The 15,273-nt window shown below is 56.7% G+C and carries 16 protein-coding genes; 8 read left to right on the top strand and 8 right to left on the bottom strand.

The window, feature by feature from the left end; genetic code table 11:
• Positions 1 to 122 precede the first annotated feature (122 nt).
• Together CLV87_RS13530 and CLV87_RS13535 are read right to left on the bottom strand one after the other, a co-directional pair.
• On the bottom strand, positions 123 to 692 hold the full coding sequence (locus tag CLV87_RS13530; protein WP_099247763.1) for a YceI family protein: 570 nt from the start codon (positions 690 to 692) through the stop codon (positions 123 to 125).
• Positions 693 to 818: 126 nt separating this feature from the next.
• Positions 819 to 1,052, bottom strand: a complete 234-nt coding sequence (locus CLV87_RS13535) for a hypothetical protein (protein WP_099246132.1) — start codon at positions 1,050 to 1,052, stop codon at positions 819 to 821.
• A 264-nt stretch (positions 1,053 to 1,316) separates the two neighbouring features.
• On the opposite strand from CLV87_RS13535, the gene rpsF reads away from it, so the two are divergent.
• Genes rpsF through rplI form a run of 3 tightly spaced genes read left to right on the top strand, consistent with a single transcriptional unit; the run spans position 1,317 to position 2,556 of the window.
• On the top strand, positions 1,317 to 1,679 hold the full coding sequence (rpsF, locus tag CLV87_RS13540; RefSeq protein ID WP_099246134.1) for a 30S ribosomal protein S6: 363 nt from the start codon (positions 1,317 to 1,319) through the stop codon (positions 1,677 to 1,679).
• A 22-nt stretch (positions 1,680 to 1,701) separates the two neighbouring features.
• Positions 1,702 to 1,929: a 30S ribosomal protein S18 gene (rpsR, locus tag CLV87_RS13545; protein WP_005608650.1), complete on the top strand. Its 228-nt coding sequence runs from the start codon at positions 1,702 to 1,704 to the stop codon at positions 1,927 to 1,929.
• A gap of 12 nt (positions 1,930 to 1,941) precedes the next feature.
• Positions 1,942 to 2,556, top strand: a complete 615-nt coding sequence (gene rplI / locus CLV87_RS13550) for a 50S ribosomal protein L9 (RefSeq protein WP_099246136.1) — start codon at positions 1,942 to 1,944, stop codon at positions 2,554 to 2,556.
• Between the two features lie 127 nt (positions 2,557 to 2,683).
• Here the strand turns inward: rplI and CLV87_RS13555 are convergent, their stop codons facing one another.
• On the bottom strand, positions 2,684 to 3,220 hold the full coding sequence (locus CLV87_RS13555) for an ImmA/IrrE family metallo-endopeptidase (protein ID WP_099246138.1): 537 nt from the start codon (positions 3,218 to 3,220) through the stop codon (positions 2,684 to 2,686).
• 473 nt (positions 3,221 to 3,693) lie between these two features.
• Here CLV87_RS13555 and CLV87_RS13560 point away from each other — a divergent pair, with 473 nt between their 5' ends.
• On the top strand, positions 3,694 to 4,989 hold the full coding sequence (locus CLV87_RS13560) for a methyl-accepting chemotaxis protein (protein WP_235871980.1): 1,296 nt from the start codon (positions 3,694 to 3,696) through the stop codon (positions 4,987 to 4,989).
• 82 nt (positions 4,990 to 5,071) lie between these two features.
• Here CLV87_RS13560 and tig read toward each other — a convergent pair whose 3' ends face one another.
• A complete protein-coding gene (gene tig / locus CLV87_RS13565) occupies positions 5,072 to 6,397 on the bottom strand; it encodes a trigger factor (RefSeq protein ID WP_099246142.1) in 1,326 nt (441 codons plus the stop codon).
• Between the two features lie 335 nt (positions 6,398 to 6,732).
• On the opposite strand from tig, the gene CLV87_RS13570 reads away from it, so the two are divergent.
• Positions 6,733 to 7,080, top strand: coding sequence for a PilZ domain-containing protein (locus CLV87_RS13570; RefSeq protein WP_166652754.1), 348 nt, complete (start codon positions 6,733 to 6,735; stop codon positions 7,078 to 7,080).
• A gap of 121 nt (positions 7,081 to 7,201) precedes the next feature.
• Positions 7,202 to 9,010, top strand: coding sequence for a calcium-binding protein (locus CLV87_RS13575; RefSeq protein ID WP_099246146.1), 1,809 nt, complete (start codon positions 7,202 to 7,204; stop codon positions 9,008 to 9,010).
• A 73-nt stretch (positions 9,011 to 9,083) separates the two neighbouring features.
• On the opposite strand, the gene nagA is transcribed toward CLV87_RS13575, so the two are convergent.
• Genes nagA through CLV87_RS13595 form a run of 4 tightly spaced genes read right to left on the bottom strand, consistent with a single transcriptional unit; the run spans position 9,084 to position 12,919 of the window.
• Positions 9,084 to 10,235, bottom strand: a complete 1,152-nt coding sequence (gene nagA / locus CLV87_RS13580) for an N-acetylglucosamine-6-phosphate deacetylase (RefSeq protein WP_099246148.1) — start codon at positions 10,233 to 10,235, stop codon at positions 9,084 to 9,086.
• Positions 10,232 to 11,251 (bottom strand): SIS domain-containing protein, encoded by a 1,020-nt coding sequence (locus CLV87_RS13585; RefSeq protein WP_407946582.1) that lies wholly within the window; start codon positions 11,249 to 11,251, stop codon positions 10,232 to 10,234. Before CLV87_RS13585 ends, nagA begins: the two co-directional genes overlap by 4 nt.
• Positions 11,252 to 11,301: 50 nt before the next feature.
• A complete protein-coding gene (locus CLV87_RS13590; RefSeq protein WP_099246152.1) occupies positions 11,302 to 12,057 on the bottom strand; it encodes a GntR family transcriptional regulator in 756 nt (251 codons plus the stop codon).
• Complete coding sequence (locus tag CLV87_RS13595; RefSeq protein WP_235871929.1) at positions 12,044 to 12,919, bottom strand: BadF/BadG/BcrA/BcrD ATPase family protein; 876 nt, start codon at positions 12,917 to 12,919, stop codon at positions 12,044 to 12,046. The genes CLV87_RS13590 and CLV87_RS13595 overlap by 14 nt, the downstream gene beginning before the upstream one ends.
• Positions 12,920 to 13,104: 185 nt before the next feature.
• On the opposite strand from CLV87_RS13595, the gene CLV87_RS13600 reads away from it, so the two are divergent.
• Both CLV87_RS13600 and CLV87_RS13605 read left to right on the top strand, forming a co-directional pair.
• The gene (locus tag CLV87_RS13600) at positions 13,105 to 13,992 is read left to right on the top strand and encodes an N-acetylmuramic acid 6-phosphate etherase (protein WP_235871930.1); all 888 of its coding nucleotides are present in this window, start codon (positions 13,105 to 13,107) and stop codon (positions 13,990 to 13,992) included.
• A 26-nt stretch (positions 13,993 to 14,018) separates the two neighbouring features.
• A complete protein-coding gene (locus CLV87_RS13605; protein WP_099246156.1) occupies positions 14,019 to 15,272 on the top strand; it encodes an ABC transporter substrate-binding protein in 1,254 nt (417 codons plus the stop codon).
• The last annotated feature ends 1 nt before the right edge of the window (position 15,273 follow it).

A 15,273-nucleotide genomic window follows, 5' to 3' on the forward strand; every position in this document is an offset into this window, starting at 1 on the left:
GCCCTGTCGTCCCAACACACACTTAACCCACCCAAGAAAAAGGCCTCTGTCCCAACGGACAGAGGCCTTTTCATGTCTCACAGCCGATCCAGCGCTAACTGGATCAGTCTTTGCGTAAAGGCTTACTCAGCCTTCATCGCTTCGATCGAGATCATCAGCTGAACTTCGTCGCTGACATAGGGGGCAAAGGCACCCAGATTGAACTCAGAGCGGACAAGAGTGGTGGTGGCGTCAAACCCGGCCCAAGGTTTCTGCGCCATCGGGTGGTCGCCTTCCTGGTTCAGCTTGGCGTCCAGAACAACCGATTTTGTCACGCCGTTCAGGGTCAGATCACCGGTGATCTTGGCGGTGGTGTCACCGGTCACTTCGATCCCGGTCGAGGCAAAGCTGACCATTTCGTCATCGGCTGCGTCAAAGAAATCCGGGGCCATGAAATGTTGGAAACGCTCTTCCCAACCGGTCAGCATGCTGCGCACCGGGAAAGACACGGTCACCGAGGATTTCGCAACATCGTCACGATCCCAGGAGATCTGACCTTCGAAGCCGGAAAACATGCCATAAGTGGTCGAGTAGCCAAGGTGGTTATAGTTGAAAACGATCTGGCTGTGGCTTGGGTCCAGAACATAGCTATCTGCGGCGGCTGCCATCAGCGGAGCGGAGGCCAGAGCGGAGGCCAGGAACAGAGATTTCATTGCGGTTTCCTTCATGTACAGAGGGTGTGACATGAGTAGTTAACCGCGTTTCAAGCGTGCACAATTGCACGAATTCCAACAGATTCTGTGGAAACACGAACAATCACGCACGCGTGATGAATTATGTCAGGCCTTAGAAACCAACAGGCAGCACAGGCCGGAAATCAGCATGAACAGGGAAATGCCCAGCTTGATCAACAGCATTTGCGGATCATGCGCAACACTGGATGCCAGCCAAACACCGAAACCCGCCATGATCAAGGCCGCACCGATGAAGGACAAAAACAGCCGTTGGAAGAACCGCCCCGGGGCGACTGGCTTGGCTTGTTTGGCGGTGAGGTCTGATGTAGTGATGTCCATGGTGTGATCCTCTGTCTATGAAGACCAATTTTCCGTTAAAAAACGTCTCAAATTGGGCGGATCAGCGGGGATTTTGGGGCAAGTTAAATGCGGCCCTGCCGAACCTTGGCCGCGCCGGTCGATCCCCCTTGCACGCGCAGCAAAACCGTGTACAAGGGCGCATCCTTTCGCAAGATATGTTGAACCGCGCAGTCTCTCGTGGGTTGGGGCGAAAGGATCATAGCCCAGCCCTTTGAAATGCGCCTTGATATAAACGGAGAGCACATGCCCCTGTACGAGCATGTATTCATTTCGCGTCAGGATCTTTCCAACGCGCAGGCCGAAAGCCTGGTAGAGCACTTCAGCACAGTCCTCGCAGACAATGGCGGCAAAGTCGTTGAGTCCGAGTACTGGGGCGTGAAGACCATGGCCTACAAAATCAACAAGAACCGCAAAGGTCACTATGCCTTCCTGCGTACCGATTCCCCGGCCCCGGCCGTGAAGGAAATGGAACGCCTGATGGGTCTGCATGACGACGTGATGCGCGTTCTGACCATCAAAGTTGATCAGCACGCCGAAGGTCCTTCCATTCAGATGCAAAAGCGCGAAGAACGTGGCGATCGCCGCGAGCGCCGTCCGCGCGACTAACCCTCAGAAAAGGAGCTAAACCATGGCTGCAAAACCATTTTTCCGCCGTCGCAAAGTTTGCCCTTTCTCGGGCGAAAACGCACCTAAGATCGATTACAAAGACACCCGTCTGCTGCAGCGCTACATCTCTGAGCGCGGCAAAATCGTTCCCTCCCGTATCACCGCAGTTTCTGCGAAAAAGCAGCGTGAACTGGCCCGTGCCATCAAACGCGCCCGCTTCCTCGCTCTGCTGCCCTACGCCGTGAAGTAAGGAGCGCCTGATATGCAAGTTATCCTTCTGGAACGTGTGGCCAAGCTGGGCCAAATGGGCGATGTGGTTGACGTCAAGCCGGGCTATGCCCGCAACTTCCTGCTGCTGCAGGGCAAGGCGCTGACCGCTTCCAAAGAGAACATCGCACAGTTCGAAGCGCAGAAAGCTCAGCTCGAAGCGCGCAACGTGGAAACCAAGAAAGAAGCCGAAGCTCTGGGTGAGCGTCTCGACGGTGAGCAGTTCATCGTGATTCGCCAGGCCTCTGACGGCGGCAACCTCTACGGTTCTGTCACCACCCGTGACGCCGCAGACGTTGCAACCGAAGCTGGTTTCACTGTTGATCGTAAGCAGGTTGTCATCATCAACCCGATCAAGGAACTGGGTCTGCACAGCGTCGACGTCGTTCTGCACCCGGAAGTGACCGTTCAGGTGAAACTGAACGTGGCACGCTCCGAAGAAGAAGCAGAGCTGCAAGCCTCCGGTAAATCCATTCAGGAACTGGCGGCAGAAGAAGAAGCTCAGGCAGAATTCGAAGTCTCCCAGCTGTTCGACGATATCGGCGCAGCAGCTGACGAAGATGGCGACGACGCCCCTGCCCCAGCAGCAGAAGAAGCGTCCGAAGAGTAATCTTTCGACCTTTCGAAAAAGAACCGCGCGGGGCATGCCTCGCGCGGTTTTTTTTATGGGCTAGTGCCCCAATCATTTGGTTGCGGGTGACGCAGAGGGAATTCCCTGCCCCGCTTCAATCACTTGATCAACTTGCAAGATCCAGAATTTTGGCCCGGTCATAGACCGATTGTGTCGGCACATTCAAAGTCTCAGCCGTCAACTGTCCGCCCCCCTCATACCAAAGGCTTTTGAAGGCCTCGATTGGCATCAATAGCGCGAAAGCAAAGCGGCGGGCTTCTTCAAAAGCTTTGGTTTCAGTTGGCTCATATAGCGCCTGGATACCAACATCCGGTCGCGCTTTGCGGGTTGGCGGCACGTGCAACAACCAATGCCCAAGCCCTGTCGCCGTTGCCAGACGGTCATGGCGCGTTTTCGAGTTTTTCGGCAGGAAAATCACGGCATTGCGATCCAATGGCACGTCCAACAGAATTTCATTTGGGACGTCAGAATACTCGACGTCGACCTCTAACGCGCGGCACAAAGCATCCATCGGCCCGCCATCCTGAACAGACAAGTCCGGGTTCTGCGCCAGAAGCTTGCGAACGATTGCCTCAATTTCATCGTCCGACTTACCGCAAACCATAGGCTCAATATACGGGTAACTCGGGTATTTACGTGGCATTTGAGAGTCCTGGTTTTGCTGTCGGTAAAGGCGGTTCTTTACCCGCTAGCACAGGATTTCTTTCGACGGAGTAAATCATCCACAAGGCATTCTGCCGATTTGTTCCTATCGCAATGATATGGGCCCAAATTGCACAGCGGTCTGACACATGGTGACCCGGCTGGTCACATCAATTTCCAAGGTAGATCACGCGTCTCCGCTCAAGTTTGCAACCGGTACAATCAGCGTTCTCATCGAACTCTTTGTCTAAAACTGTGACTAAAAAAAACCGCTAAATTTCGGGACCTTACCCAACCGCCTGCGCGCGTTTTTATCCTCAGCGACATATTTTTGAGCGGCGTTATAGAAATCCTCACATTCATATTTCATTTTGCAACGAACTTGCACCGAAATGAGGACGCCGGATGTTGTTCTTCGATCGGGGTCAAACCCCGCCCACATCACTCTCTAGAGAGCAAAATGCCTTGCTTGATATGATCGAACAAACACAGGCGGTCATTTATTTCGAGCCTGACGGCACGATAAAAAACGCCAACAAGAATTTTCAGGCGGCTCTTGGCTATGACCTGTCTGAGATTGTCGGCGAAAAACACGCGATGTTCGTTCACAAGGAATACCGCGAGAGCGCGGAATACGCGCAGTTTTGGCAAGATCTGCGGGACGGGAAAAGCTTTTCCGATCAGTTTCCCAGACGGCGCAAGGATGGCTCGACGATCTGGATTCAAGCGACCTATGCCCCCGTCCGCGATGAATCAGGTAACATTGCCAATGTGATCAAAATCGCCAGCGATGTCACCGAAAGGCGCAGCAACCTGAATCGGGTGGCTGAAGCCTTGCACAAGTTGAAAACCGGGGATCTGACCCATCGCCTTCCGGATTGCGATGTGCCCGACATTCAAAACCTGATCTCGGCCTATAATGAGGCCTGTGATCAGCTGAGATACCTGGTGCAACAGGTGCAAACCGCCAATGATTCCATTTCCAACAGTTCCTCGATGATGCGGCAATCGTCCGAACAATTGTCCTCACGGACCGAGGCGCAGGCCTCTACATTGGAGGAAACCGCCGCAGCCATAGAAGAATTGACAACCAATGCCAGTGTCGCCGCGGACAATGCGCAGAATGCCGATGTGATCGCATCAGACACGCGCGAGGCCGCTATGGATGGCGGCAAAGTTGTTGAGGATGTGACCGAGGCGATGGGGCGTATTGAAAAATCCGCCGGTGAAATCTCGCAAATCATTACCGTGATTGATGATCTGGCCTTCCAGACCAATCTCTTGTCGCTCAACGCCGGGGTCGAGGCCGCGCGCGCTGGCGAGGCTGGCCGAGGGTTCGCTGTCGTTGCCACCGAGGTGCGCGCGCTGGCGCAGCGATCGGCGGATTCCGCCCGGGATATCAAAAACCTGATCACCCAAAGTAGCGAACATGTCAGCGATGGTGCTGAGCTGGTCGGTAAGGCCAGCGTAGAATTGAACAAGATCTTCGAGGGCGTCGGAACGATCTCGAACAATATCAAAGAGATTTCCGGCAGCCTGACGCAACAGACAGCCACGCTCAAGGAAATCAACACCGCCGTGATTGAACTGGATCGCGTGACGCAAAGCAACGCTTCGATGGTGCTGGAAACAACGGATGTCAGCAAATCGCTCGAGGCCGAAAGCCATGGTTTGAGCGCGCAGATCACATCCTTCCGGACTGCGCCCCCCAGCGGTGGCACCTGGGAAGATGAGGCTGACGCGTCTGATTCTGAACGCGCAGCCTCCTGAAGTCACAGCGAAGAAGATCCAATCTCAAAAGAAAAGGCCGCCCAAACCGGGCGGCCTTCGCATTTGACAAAGGTGCGGCGACTTATTCGTCGTCCAGCGCCTCGACTGCTTTTTGCAGATCGTCTTTGGAGACTTCTTTTTCGGTCACTTCAGCGCTTTCGGCGATGTGATCGATCACTTTGTCTTCAAAGATCGGCGCGCGCAGCTGCTGCTGCATCTGGGCGTTTTCACGCACGAAATCAAAGAAGGCACGTTCCTGACCCGGGTACTGACGTGCCTGGTTCATGATCGCCTGGGTCATCTCGGCCTCGGTGACCTCAACCTCGGCTTTCTGACCCAGCTCTGCCAGCAGAAGACCCAGACGCACGCGGCGCTCAGCCAGCTTGGTGTGCTCTTCGGTTGGCTCGATCTTGTCGTGATCGTGGCCTTCGACCTCAGGGTTTTCCTCGTGCCACAGCTGGTGGGCAATCTGGTCGGCCTCGGCGGTGACCAGCGATGGCGGCAGGTCAAAGGAAACCAGCTCGTCCAGCTTGTCCAGCATGGCGCGCTTCATCACCTGGCGGGATGCGCCAGCGTATTCCGCTTCGAGACGCTCACGGATTTGACCTTTGAGCGCGTCGAGATCTTCGGCACCGAATTTGGTTGCCAGTTCGTCATTGATCTCAGCCGCTTTCGGGCCTTTGACCTCTTTGACTTTCACTTCGAACACGGCGTCTTTGCCGGCCAGGTTCTCAGCGCCATATTCCTCGGGGAATTTGACTTCGACGTTTTTCTCGTCACCGGCTTTGGTGCCAATCAGCTGCTCTTCGAAACCGGGGATAAAGGAACCGGAGCCCAGAACCAGCGGGTAATCTTCAGCCGCGCCGCCATCAAAGGCTTCGCCGTCAACCTTGCCCAGGAAGTCGATAACAACCTGATCTTTGTCCTCGGCTTCACCGTCCTTGGCGTCGAAATCCTGCGCGGTTTCCGCCAGAGAGGCCAGCGCCTCGTCAACCGATGCGTCGTCAGCTTTGACAACCAGTTTTTCAACGGCGATCGCGGACATGTCGACTTCTGGAACCTCAGGCAGCGCCTCGTAGGACATGGCAACGTTGATGTCGTCGCCTTCTTTCCAGTCTTCGTTGGTCATCTTGATTTCAGGCTGCAGAGCCGGACGGTCACCGCTATCCTCGAAATGCTTGTTCATCGCACCGTCGATGGTTTCCTGCATGGCTTCGCCCATCAGGCGCTGACCGAATTGCTTTTTCAGCAGCGGCATCGGCACTTTGCCTTTGCGGAAACCCTTCATTTCGATTTCGGGCTGTGCTTCGACCAGCTTGGCGTTGACTTTCTCGTCCAGCTCGGCGGCAGTGATGACGATGTCGTAACCGCGCTTCAAGCCTTCGTTCAGGGTCTCGGTGACCTGCATGTTCGTCCTCTTTTCGGCTTGGCCGGGGCGCAGTGCGCCACAGCACATGTATAAATCTGCGCTCTTCTAAGCATGGGGACACGCCCGCGCAAGCGCATTTCTGTGTTGAAGCCCGTGCCACTTAAAAAGAAGCAGAAAAATCTGTTGATTTTCGCGGATCCACGCTGATTTGGTGCGACCAGCCGGGTGGTTTTACCGGTCTGAAGTGTTCAAATTCATCGAAACTTCGCCCTGCTCCACCTTTGCAAGCGCAGAAAAATCAGCGCGTCTTCAGGTCCGAGTAAGGTTTTGCGGCTAGCCCAAAGGGACTTATGTTACTTACGATCAGGTTGCCCATGCCCTCCCATTCTGCCCAACCCCATTCCGAAACACCCCTTGCCGAACATCGCGCCCATGACAGGCACCCCACCTTTGCCAAAGCGACGATCTGTCAGGGACAGCAGGAATTGTCATGTACCGTGCAAAACGTCTCTGCGAGCGGGGCTTTGGTGGAGTTTGATATGGAGAGGATTGGGTTGTCAGATGACAAACCCGTCACATTTTCCGTTCCGGGTCTGGGCGACTGCATGGCCGATCTACGCTGGATCACGCCGCAAAAGGCCGGTTTGGAGTTCCGTCTATCCGAACGGGAAACACAGGTGTTAGAGGCTTTTCTGGCCAGCCGTTTGGCGGATGAATTCTAGACGACACCACCCAAACCCAAGGTTGCACGCAGAATCCTTGAAAACGCATAGCGTGTGAGCGAAGCTCTCAAAACAGGATGACATTTTGTCATCCTGATCTTTTGTTTTGGGAGATTGCGATATGACTGTCATCACCGGCAATATTCGGGAAATTTTTGGCACACCGAACGCAGACGACATTGATACCAATCAATGGGGCAGTGACCTTGTTTTTGCAGGGGATGGGGATGACTTCATTTCGCTCCCGCCAGGTGGAACACACAACACTATCTACTCCGATACGATCTATGGCGAGGGTGGCAACGACTACATCTATTCCTATAGCGGATCTGACAGTTTGGACGGTGGCACCGGCCACGACACCATCGTCGGAGGAGCGGGCGACGACACAATTCGGGGCGGCGATGGCGATGATGTCATTCATGGCGGAGATGGTGAAAACCAGATCTTTGGCGATGATGGCAACGACACGATCTATGGTCGCTATGACAACGAATTGCTGTCTGGTGGCAATGGCGATGATGAGATTTGGGCAAGCACCGGCTATGACACAATCTATGGCGGTGCCGGAAATGACAGCATTTATGCCAGCCATGGCGGCCCTGATTCCGAGGACGAGTTGACCATTGTCTACGCCGGAAATGGCAATGATCATATCCAACTAAGTGGCCATGGCTTCCAGGCTTATGGCGGCGGCGGCTCTGATACTTATGATCTGGTCCTAAACCGACTAGACGCAGAAACGGTCGAAGTGTTCGATACGGGCGGCATCGCCGACGTCGTCCAGGTGCGTGTGGTAAACCGCGATCTCTATGCCGAATGTGAAAGGGTCGGCGACGACCTATTTATAACGGTCAGTTCACTGAGCCCAGTCACAGGGCTGCCAGTCCTTTACTCGGCCTTTGTGATCCGCGATCAGTTTCTCCCGGATGGTTCCGTTGCAATTGAAACTCTGAGGTTGAACGGAGTCGACACGGATCTGACCACCCATCTCACCGATCCTGTTTGCATCGAAGGCACCATTGGCGACGACACCTTGGTCGGGAGCGATGCGGATGAATGCTTTGAAGCCTATGGCGGAAATGACATCATCGACGCTGGTGAGGGCAACAACACCGTGGATGGTGGGCGCGGCGATGACTCCATCAACTCCGGCACGGGGGATGATTCCATCCTGGGCGATTTTGGCAATGACACGATCATCGATGCCGGGGGCAATGACACCCTGTCTGGGGGGGCGGGTGACGACCGTATCATTCACTATGGTGGATTTGCCGAAATCTCCGGCGGCGGGGGCGCAGATCACATCACCTTTTTCGGCCAAGCCGTCGTGCATGGTGGGTCTGGAAATGACAATATTTATGCGACCGCCGATCCCAGCCAAGTCACCAACGACACGATTTTTGGCGAACGCGGCGATGATACATTGCGCGGGGAACGAGGCGACGATTACCTCAATGGCGGCGGAGAAAATGACAGTTTGATCGGTGGACACGGTGATGACACCCTGGTCGGCGCGGGTGGCCATGACACATTGCAAGGCAATCACGGCAATGACCTGCTCATTTCCGGCAACGGTGATGACTTGATCTATGGACACTCCGGCAATGATGATATCCGCGCGGGCAATGGCAACGACACACTACATTCCGGGGCCGGCGACGATATTATGACCGGTGGTGCCGGGGCTGATGAGTTCCAGTTCACCGACAGCGCGGAATTCGAAACCGGCCATGACATCGTGCGAGATTTCGAAGCCGGGGTCGATACTTTGAATCTTGTGCGTCTCGCAAACAGTTACGGCGATGTCATGGCCGCCATGAGCGATACAGCCTCTGGGGTCTTGCTCGACTTTGGGGCCGCAGGGTCCATCCTGTTGCAAGGGGTGACATCATCCGAATTGGACAGCGGTGACTTCGTGTTTATCTAGGGTCGCTAAACGAATGGAAAAGCGCACCTGCAGCCTGCCGGTGCGGTTTTTCGTGCCTTACATCGAGACTGAGTTAGCCGAGGACGTCGACCGACGTGAGATCGCGTGAAATGCGGATCAACTCGGACATCTCGCAGCCTGGCTGAACAGGATTGGCCAGTGGCGTGTTGATCACTTGCGCAGGCACAACCGTTGCAGCCTGCAACGCTTCTTCCAGCGACAGGCCGACTTGCTCAACGGCGACCCGGATCGCGGTTGTGAGGTCAAGATCGGCCCCGGCAAGGGTTCCGTCTTGCAGCCGCAGCTGGCCGTTGTCGCGGCAAATCACCCGTCCGTTCAGTTGAAACTCTTGCACATTCGTCCCGGCCACAGCCATCGCGTCGCTGACCAGATAGAACGATCCCGGCTTGGTCTTGGCCGCCCAGGCCGCCCGTGCCGTTTTGGGATGCACATGCACCGCGTCCACGATGATTCCTGCATCCGCCTCGCCACAATCCAACGCCGCGCCAACAAGGCCGGGCTCGCGATTGCCCAATTGGCTCATGGCGTTGAACAGATGGGTCACACAGCGCGCGCCTGCCTTGAAGTAGCGCATACAAGTCTCATAGCTGGCATCAGTATGGCCCAAGGACACGACAATTCCAGCCTCGCTCAGCCTGCTCACCTGTGCCTCGGTCACGTTTTCCGGGGCCAGGGTGACTTTCAGACAGGGCAACGCCTTGGCAGCGTCCAGCAGCAGCGTGAGGTCGTTATCGGTCATCTCGCGAATAAGCGCCGCATCATGGGCCCCTTTGCGCGCCACGGATAGATGTGGCCCTTCAAGATGTGCGCCTGCGACACCAAGCACCTTTTGACGACAGGCCTCTGCCACCGCCTCAATCGTCGCGCGTGTATTTTCGGGCGTGTCGGTGATCAATGTCGGCAAGATCCGCGTCACCCCAAGCGAGCGATGCGCCTTGGTAATGCGGCGCACCGTTTCGACAGACGGCGCATCGCCCAGCATGATGCCATCGCCGCCATTGACCTGCAGGTCCACATAGCCCGGGCTGAGAATGTCGCCCCCCAGATCAACCACCCTGCCCTGATCGACAAAGGCTTCCTTGTGGCCGAAACCGGTTTGTCGCCCGCCGACAAAGCTGATCGCGTGGTGGTCATGAAACCTTTCGCCATCAAAAATCCGGCCATTGCGAAAGGTCACGCTCTCTTGGGTTGATCCGTCGGTCATACCGTTTCAGTCACTTTCTTCAGATGGCGCGGAGTGTCGGGGTTGATTCCCCGGCACGCGGCCACTCTTTCCACCATCGCGTAGAAGGACACAATCGATGCGATCGGATCGGTGATCCAGTGATCGGTGCGCACATGCGGCAATCGCGTGGCCTTTTCTACCTTGTCCGACGTGGCAAAGGACAGTGCGCCCTTTTGCGCCAACGCATCGGCGACCTCGACAATGTTGTCTTCGGCCGCATCCCGCGCGGCAAAGGCGATCACCGGGAAACCGGGTTCGACAATCGAGACAGGCCCATGCAGCACCTCGGCCGTGGAATAGCTTTCGGCATGGATCTGGCAGGTTTCCTTGAACTTCAGGGCGGCCTCGTTGGAAATCGCCCAGCTTGGACCGCGGCCCAGCGTGAACAAAGATCGCCCATCTCCCGCCGAGGTAATAGCCTCGATCGCCGCGGACCAATCGCATTCTGTGGCCTTTAGCAGCTGTTGGGGCAGCGCGTGGATGGCGGCGATCAACTCGGCATCCTGTTTCACATCTGCCAGCAGCCAAAGCCCAGTCACCAAAGAGGTGACAAAGGTCTTGGTCGCCGCCACGCTCAGTTCTGGCCCCGCATGGATTGGCAAAGTAGCTGTGGTGGCCTGCGCCAGAGGCGAACTTGGGTCATTGGTGATCGCAACTGTATACGCGCCAGTTTTGGCAAAGGCGTCGGTCAATCGCACGATGTCTGGGCTTTGACCGGATTGCGAGACAGAGATGCTCAACGCCCCCTCGCCCGCGACATTCACCCCGTAGACCGATTTGATCGACGGGCCGACCGAGGCCATCGGCAGGCCCAGCAGCAGCTCACTGACATATTTCATATAAGACGCCGCATGATCCGAAGAGCCGCGCGCCACCGAGAGCAAAAAGCGCGGATCGCGGTCGCGGATCTCTTGGGCAGTGGATAGGATACCGCTGCGTCCTTGGGTCAACAGGCGTTCAACAGCATCGGGGATTTCGTTGATTTCGCGCCGCATGCGCGTGATCTTTTCCAGAGACATTTCAGGCAGCTTTCATGTTAGTCAGATCAAGGGGACAAACGCAGTTCGGCCACAAAGTCATAGGCGTCACCGCGATAGATGGATTTGGTCAACTCGGCCACACGGCCGCTTTCCAGATAGGAAATACGTTGGATGCTCAGCCCGGCGGTGCCCTCAGCGACGCCGAGCAGTTCAGCCTCGCTTGGTTCCAGGTTGATCGCCGAGATCTTTTGAACCGCGCGCACCGGGCGATTGCCCGATTGCTCCAACACTTCGTAAAGAGAGCGCGTCACCTCAACCGGGTTGGGCAAAATGTCGAGCGGCAAAGAGGCGCGTTCCAGCGCCATGGGCTGCCCGCCCGCCTCACGCAGGCGATAGATGCGCGCCACCGAATCCTCGGTGGCAAGGCCCAGGGTTAGCACCTCTTCTGGTGAGGGAATAAAAACGCCGCGTTCCAACCACTTGGATGTGGTTTCTAAACCGCGACGCCGCATATCTTCGGTGAAAGAGGTCAGTTGCGACAGCGATTGTTCAACCTTGGCCACGGGCGCACGCACAAAGGTGCCGGACCCTTGTCGTTGCTCCAACACGCCCAGCTTGACCAGTTCCTGAATGGCCTTGCGCACCGTCACACGCGACAATTCCGTGATCTCGGCGATCTCGCGTTCGGAGGGCAAGGAACTGTCTGGCGGCAACATGCCGTTTTCAATCGCCTCTTCGATCCGGCGACGCAGTTGCACATAGCGCGGGCCTGCTTTTTGGCCCAACCATTCCTCGGGATCCAAAAACTCAACAGCGTTCATCCAAGAACTCCTTGCTAAAGTCCTGCGCCAGTGACAGCGCGCCTTGCAACGGCTCGCCCAAAGGCTGGGTGATGTTTTTCTGCATATTTACAGGCAGATACGGGGCGTAATGGGCGGCAATGCCACCTGTCAGGCAAATGGCCAGCCCCGGCTGCCAGCCCATCGCCTGGGCGGTTGTCGCAATGGATGTGCCCGCCTCTTGCATGATGCTTTGCGCCAGGGGGTCGCCCTGCTGGGCCAGCCCCGTGACAAGGGGCGCAATGGCCGCCATCTCTGCCTGCCTGGCCATTGCGGCAAAGGATACAATCCCAGCCGCTGACTTGTGCCTTTCAAGCAGAGACCGGGACAGGTTGGATTGCGCGACCAGCCCGTCCTCGGCCCGCAAGGTGATCGACAAGGCGCGCCGCCCAACCCAATAGGCCGAAGCCTGATCGCCCAGAATCGGGCCCCAGCCCCCGCCAAACCGGGTTTTCCCGCCTTGTTGCATTGCGAAAAACGAGCCGGTGCCACAATGCACCAGAACTCCATCGCGATGCCCAAGCCCGCCACGAAGCGCCGTGGGGCGGTCATCAGTCACGCGCACTTGCTGCAAAGGCAACGCCGCCGCCACACGTTCGGAAATCGTTTTTCCTGTGACCCCCGCCAAGCCAAAGAAAGCCGGAAAGCTGATGAGGTCCGCTTCGGAAAAACCGGATTTGGCGGCCAAAGCAGACAGGCCGCGGCGTATTTCACTTAATGCAGCATCAAAACCTGTGGTCACATTGGCAGATCCAACGACGACAGACACATCACCCGCCCCAGAGCGAACCGCCAAACGACAGCGCGTCCCGCCGCCATCCGCAGCGACAACTGGTATACTCATGGTGTTACCCAAATCGATCATGACAATACCTTTATAGTACCTTTTGTGAAATTAAAAGACCAAATTACCGACCAATTGTCAGACAAACCCTTAATTCACAGGCATGCCGCTCTGCGCCAAACAAAGTGGTAGACAAATGGTATTTAATAGGTATCTTATTGAGCAGAACGAGGGGGAATCACGCATTGGCAAATGCAACTGAGCAACTGCACGAATTTGCAAACGGACTGGATCGCAGGCCGATCGCCGAGATTGCGACCCTGCTGGCACAAGGTCAGCGGGACGCCACCCAAGCCCCCTTGGATGCCTCCGAACAGATCGCCAGAGCAAGCCAAGCCATGGCGCATAGCATTAAGCACGGCGCGACGCTGCATTATGTGGCGGCGGGCTCCTCTGGCCTGATGGCGGCCTCCGATGCGATGGAGCTTGGCGGCACCTTTTCTATTCCCACAACGCAAATCCGCATTCATATGGCGGGCGGCCTGCCCACAGATGCCAATATGCCCGGCGGGACCGAGGATGAAACGCAGCAGATTGCGCAAGATCTGGCTGGCATCACTGCCGCTGACACGATCATCGCCGTCTCAGCCAGCGGAACGACGCCCTTTACCCTTGCAGCGGCGCGATTGGCCCGCGAAGCGAACGCTTCGGTGATCGGAATCGCGAATAATGCCAATTCCGAGTTATTGAACCTCAGCACCCATCCGATCTGCCTGCCCACCCCGCCCGAGCTCTTGTCTGGCTCGACGCGAATGGGGGCCGGAACGGCGCAAAAGATTGCGCTCAACATGTTATCGACCCTGATGGCGGTGCAGCTGGGCCATGTGCATGACGGCATGATGGTCAATCTGACCGCTGACAATGCCAAACTGCTGATCCGGGCGCGGGGTATCGTGTCCACAATCGCACAGGTCGACCAAACCACCGCCCAAGACGCGCTGGATCGCGCGGGCGGTGCGGTCAAACCCGCCATTCTGCTTGCCCTTGGTGCGCCGGATCTTTCGGCCGCCACGGCTCTTTTGACCCAACACCAGGGCCATCTGCGCCCGGCAATGGACCACCTGAAAACCTAACGAAACCAAAATCCTGGGAGGAAAACATGAAACGTAAAACCATCTCTTTGCTCTTGGCCAGCACCCTTTTGGCCGGAACAGCCGCCACGGCTGAGGACGTGACGCTGACCATCGAAAGCTGGCGCAATGACGATCTGACCCTGTGGCAGGACAAGATCATTCCCGCCTTTGAGGCGCAAAACCCTGGCATCAAGGTGAAATTCACCCCCTCCGCCCCTGCGGAATATAACGCGGTGCTGAACTCCAAACTTGATGCCGGCTCGGCAGGCGACCTGATCACTTGCCGCCCCTTTGACGCCTCGCTCGCTTTGTTCGAGGCCGGGCATCTGGCCGATCTCGACGATATGGAGGCCATGGGCAACTTCTCGGATGTGGCGAAATCCGCCTGGCAAACCGATGATGGCTCGGCCAGCTTCTGCGTGCCGATGGCGTCGGTGATCCACGGCTTTATCTATAACAAAGACGCCTTTGCCGAGCTGGGTCTGGAGGTTCCGACCACCGAGGCCGAATTCTTTGCCGCGCTTGAGGCGATCAAGGCGGATGGCACTTATATCCCGATGGCCATGGGCACCAATGACCAATGGGAAGCGGCAACCATGGGCTACAACAATATCGGCCCGAACTACTGGAAGGGCGAAGAGGGCCGTCTGGCGCTGATCGCGGGTGAGCAAAAGCTGACCGATCCACAATGGGTTGCCCCTTATGAAACCCTGGCCAAATGGTCGGACTATATGGGCGACGGGTACGAGGCGCAGACCTATCCCGACAGCCAGAACCTGTTCACCCTGGGCCGCGCGGCGATCTATCCTGCCGGGTCCTGGGAAATCTCTGGCTTCAACGCTTTGGCCGATTTCGAAATGGGCGCGTTCAAGCCACCGGTCCAGAATGCTGGTGACACTTGCTATATCTCGGATCACACCGATATTGGTATTGGCATGAACGCCAAAACCGCAAATCCTGACGCGGCCAAGACCTTCCTCGCTTGGGTGGCGAGCCCGGAATTTGCGACGATCTTTGGCAACGCCCTGCCCGGCTTCTTCCCACTGTCCAGCACACCGGTCGAACTGGAAGATCCGCTGGCAAAGGAAATCGTCGGCTGGCGTGGCGAATGTGAAAGCACCATCCGGTCCACCTACCAGATCCTGTCGCGCGGCACGCCAAACCTCGAGAATGATACTTGGGGCGCCTCTGTCGCGGCGATCAAGGGCACATCCTCACCAGCGGAGCTTGGCCAAAAACTGCAGGACGGCCTGGCCAGCTGGTACGCACCGCAACAGTAAC

The sequence above is a fragment of the Pelagimonas phthalicica genome, assembly GCF_004364805.1.
GTDB classification, from domain to species: Bacteria; Pseudomonadota; Alphaproteobacteria; order Rhodobacterales; family Rhodobacteraceae; genus Pelagimonas; species Pelagimonas phthalicica.

Coding starts and splice junctions, on each gene's coding strand:
- nagA (WP_099246148.1), bottom strand. CDS start 10,235: ATGACCGACGGATCAACCCAAGAGAGCGTGACCTTTCGCAATGGCCGG.
- CLV87_RS13585 (WP_407946582.1), bottom strand. CDS start 11,251: ATGCGGCGCGAAATCAACGAAATCCCCGATGCTGTTGAACGCCTGTTG.
- rpsF (WP_099246134.1), top strand. CDS start 1,317: ATGCCCCTGTACGAGCATGTATTCATTTCGCGTCAGGATCTTTCCAAC.
- tig (WP_099246142.1), bottom strand. CDS start 6,397: ATGCAGGTCACCGAGACCCTGAACGAAGGCTTGAAGCGCGGTTACGAC.
- CLV87_RS13605 (WP_099246156.1), top strand. CDS start 14,019: ATGAAACGTAAAACCATCTCTTTGCTCTTGGCCAGCACCCTTTTGGCC.
- rplI (WP_099246136.1), top strand. CDS start 1,942: ATGCAAGTTATCCTTCTGGAACGTGTGGCCAAGCTGGGCCAAATGGGC.
- CLV87_RS13575 (WP_099246146.1), top strand. CDS start 7,202: ATGACTGTCATCACCGGCAATATTCGGGAAATTTTTGGCACACCGAAC.
- CLV87_RS13595 (WP_235871929.1), bottom strand. CDS start 12,919: ATGAGTATACCAGTTGTCGCTGCGGATGGCGGCGGGACGCGCTGTCGT.
- CLV87_RS13535 (WP_099246132.1), bottom strand. CDS start 1,052: ATGGACATCACTACATCAGACCTCACCGCCAAACAAGCCAAGCCAGTC.
- CLV87_RS13530 (WP_099247763.1), bottom strand. CDS start 692: ATGAAATCTCTGTTCCTGGCCTCCGCTCTGGCCTCCGCTCCGCTGATG.
- rpsR (WP_005608650.1), top strand. CDS start 1,702: ATGGCTGCAAAACCATTTTTCCGCCGTCGCAAAGTTTGCCCTTTCTCG.
- CLV87_RS13560 (WP_235871980.1), top strand. CDS start 3,694: ATGATCGAACAAACACAGGCGGTCATTTATTTCGAGCCTGACGGCACG.
- CLV87_RS13570 (WP_166652754.1), top strand. CDS start 6,733: ATGCCCTCCCATTCTGCCCAACCCCATTCCGAAACACCCCTTGCCGAA.
- CLV87_RS13555 (WP_099246138.1), bottom strand. CDS start 3,220: ATGCCACGTAAATACCCGAGTTACCCGTATATTGAGCCTATGGTTTGC.
- CLV87_RS13590 (WP_099246152.1), bottom strand. CDS start 12,057: ATGAACGCTGTTGAGTTTTTGGATCCCGAGGAATGGTTGGGCCAAAAA.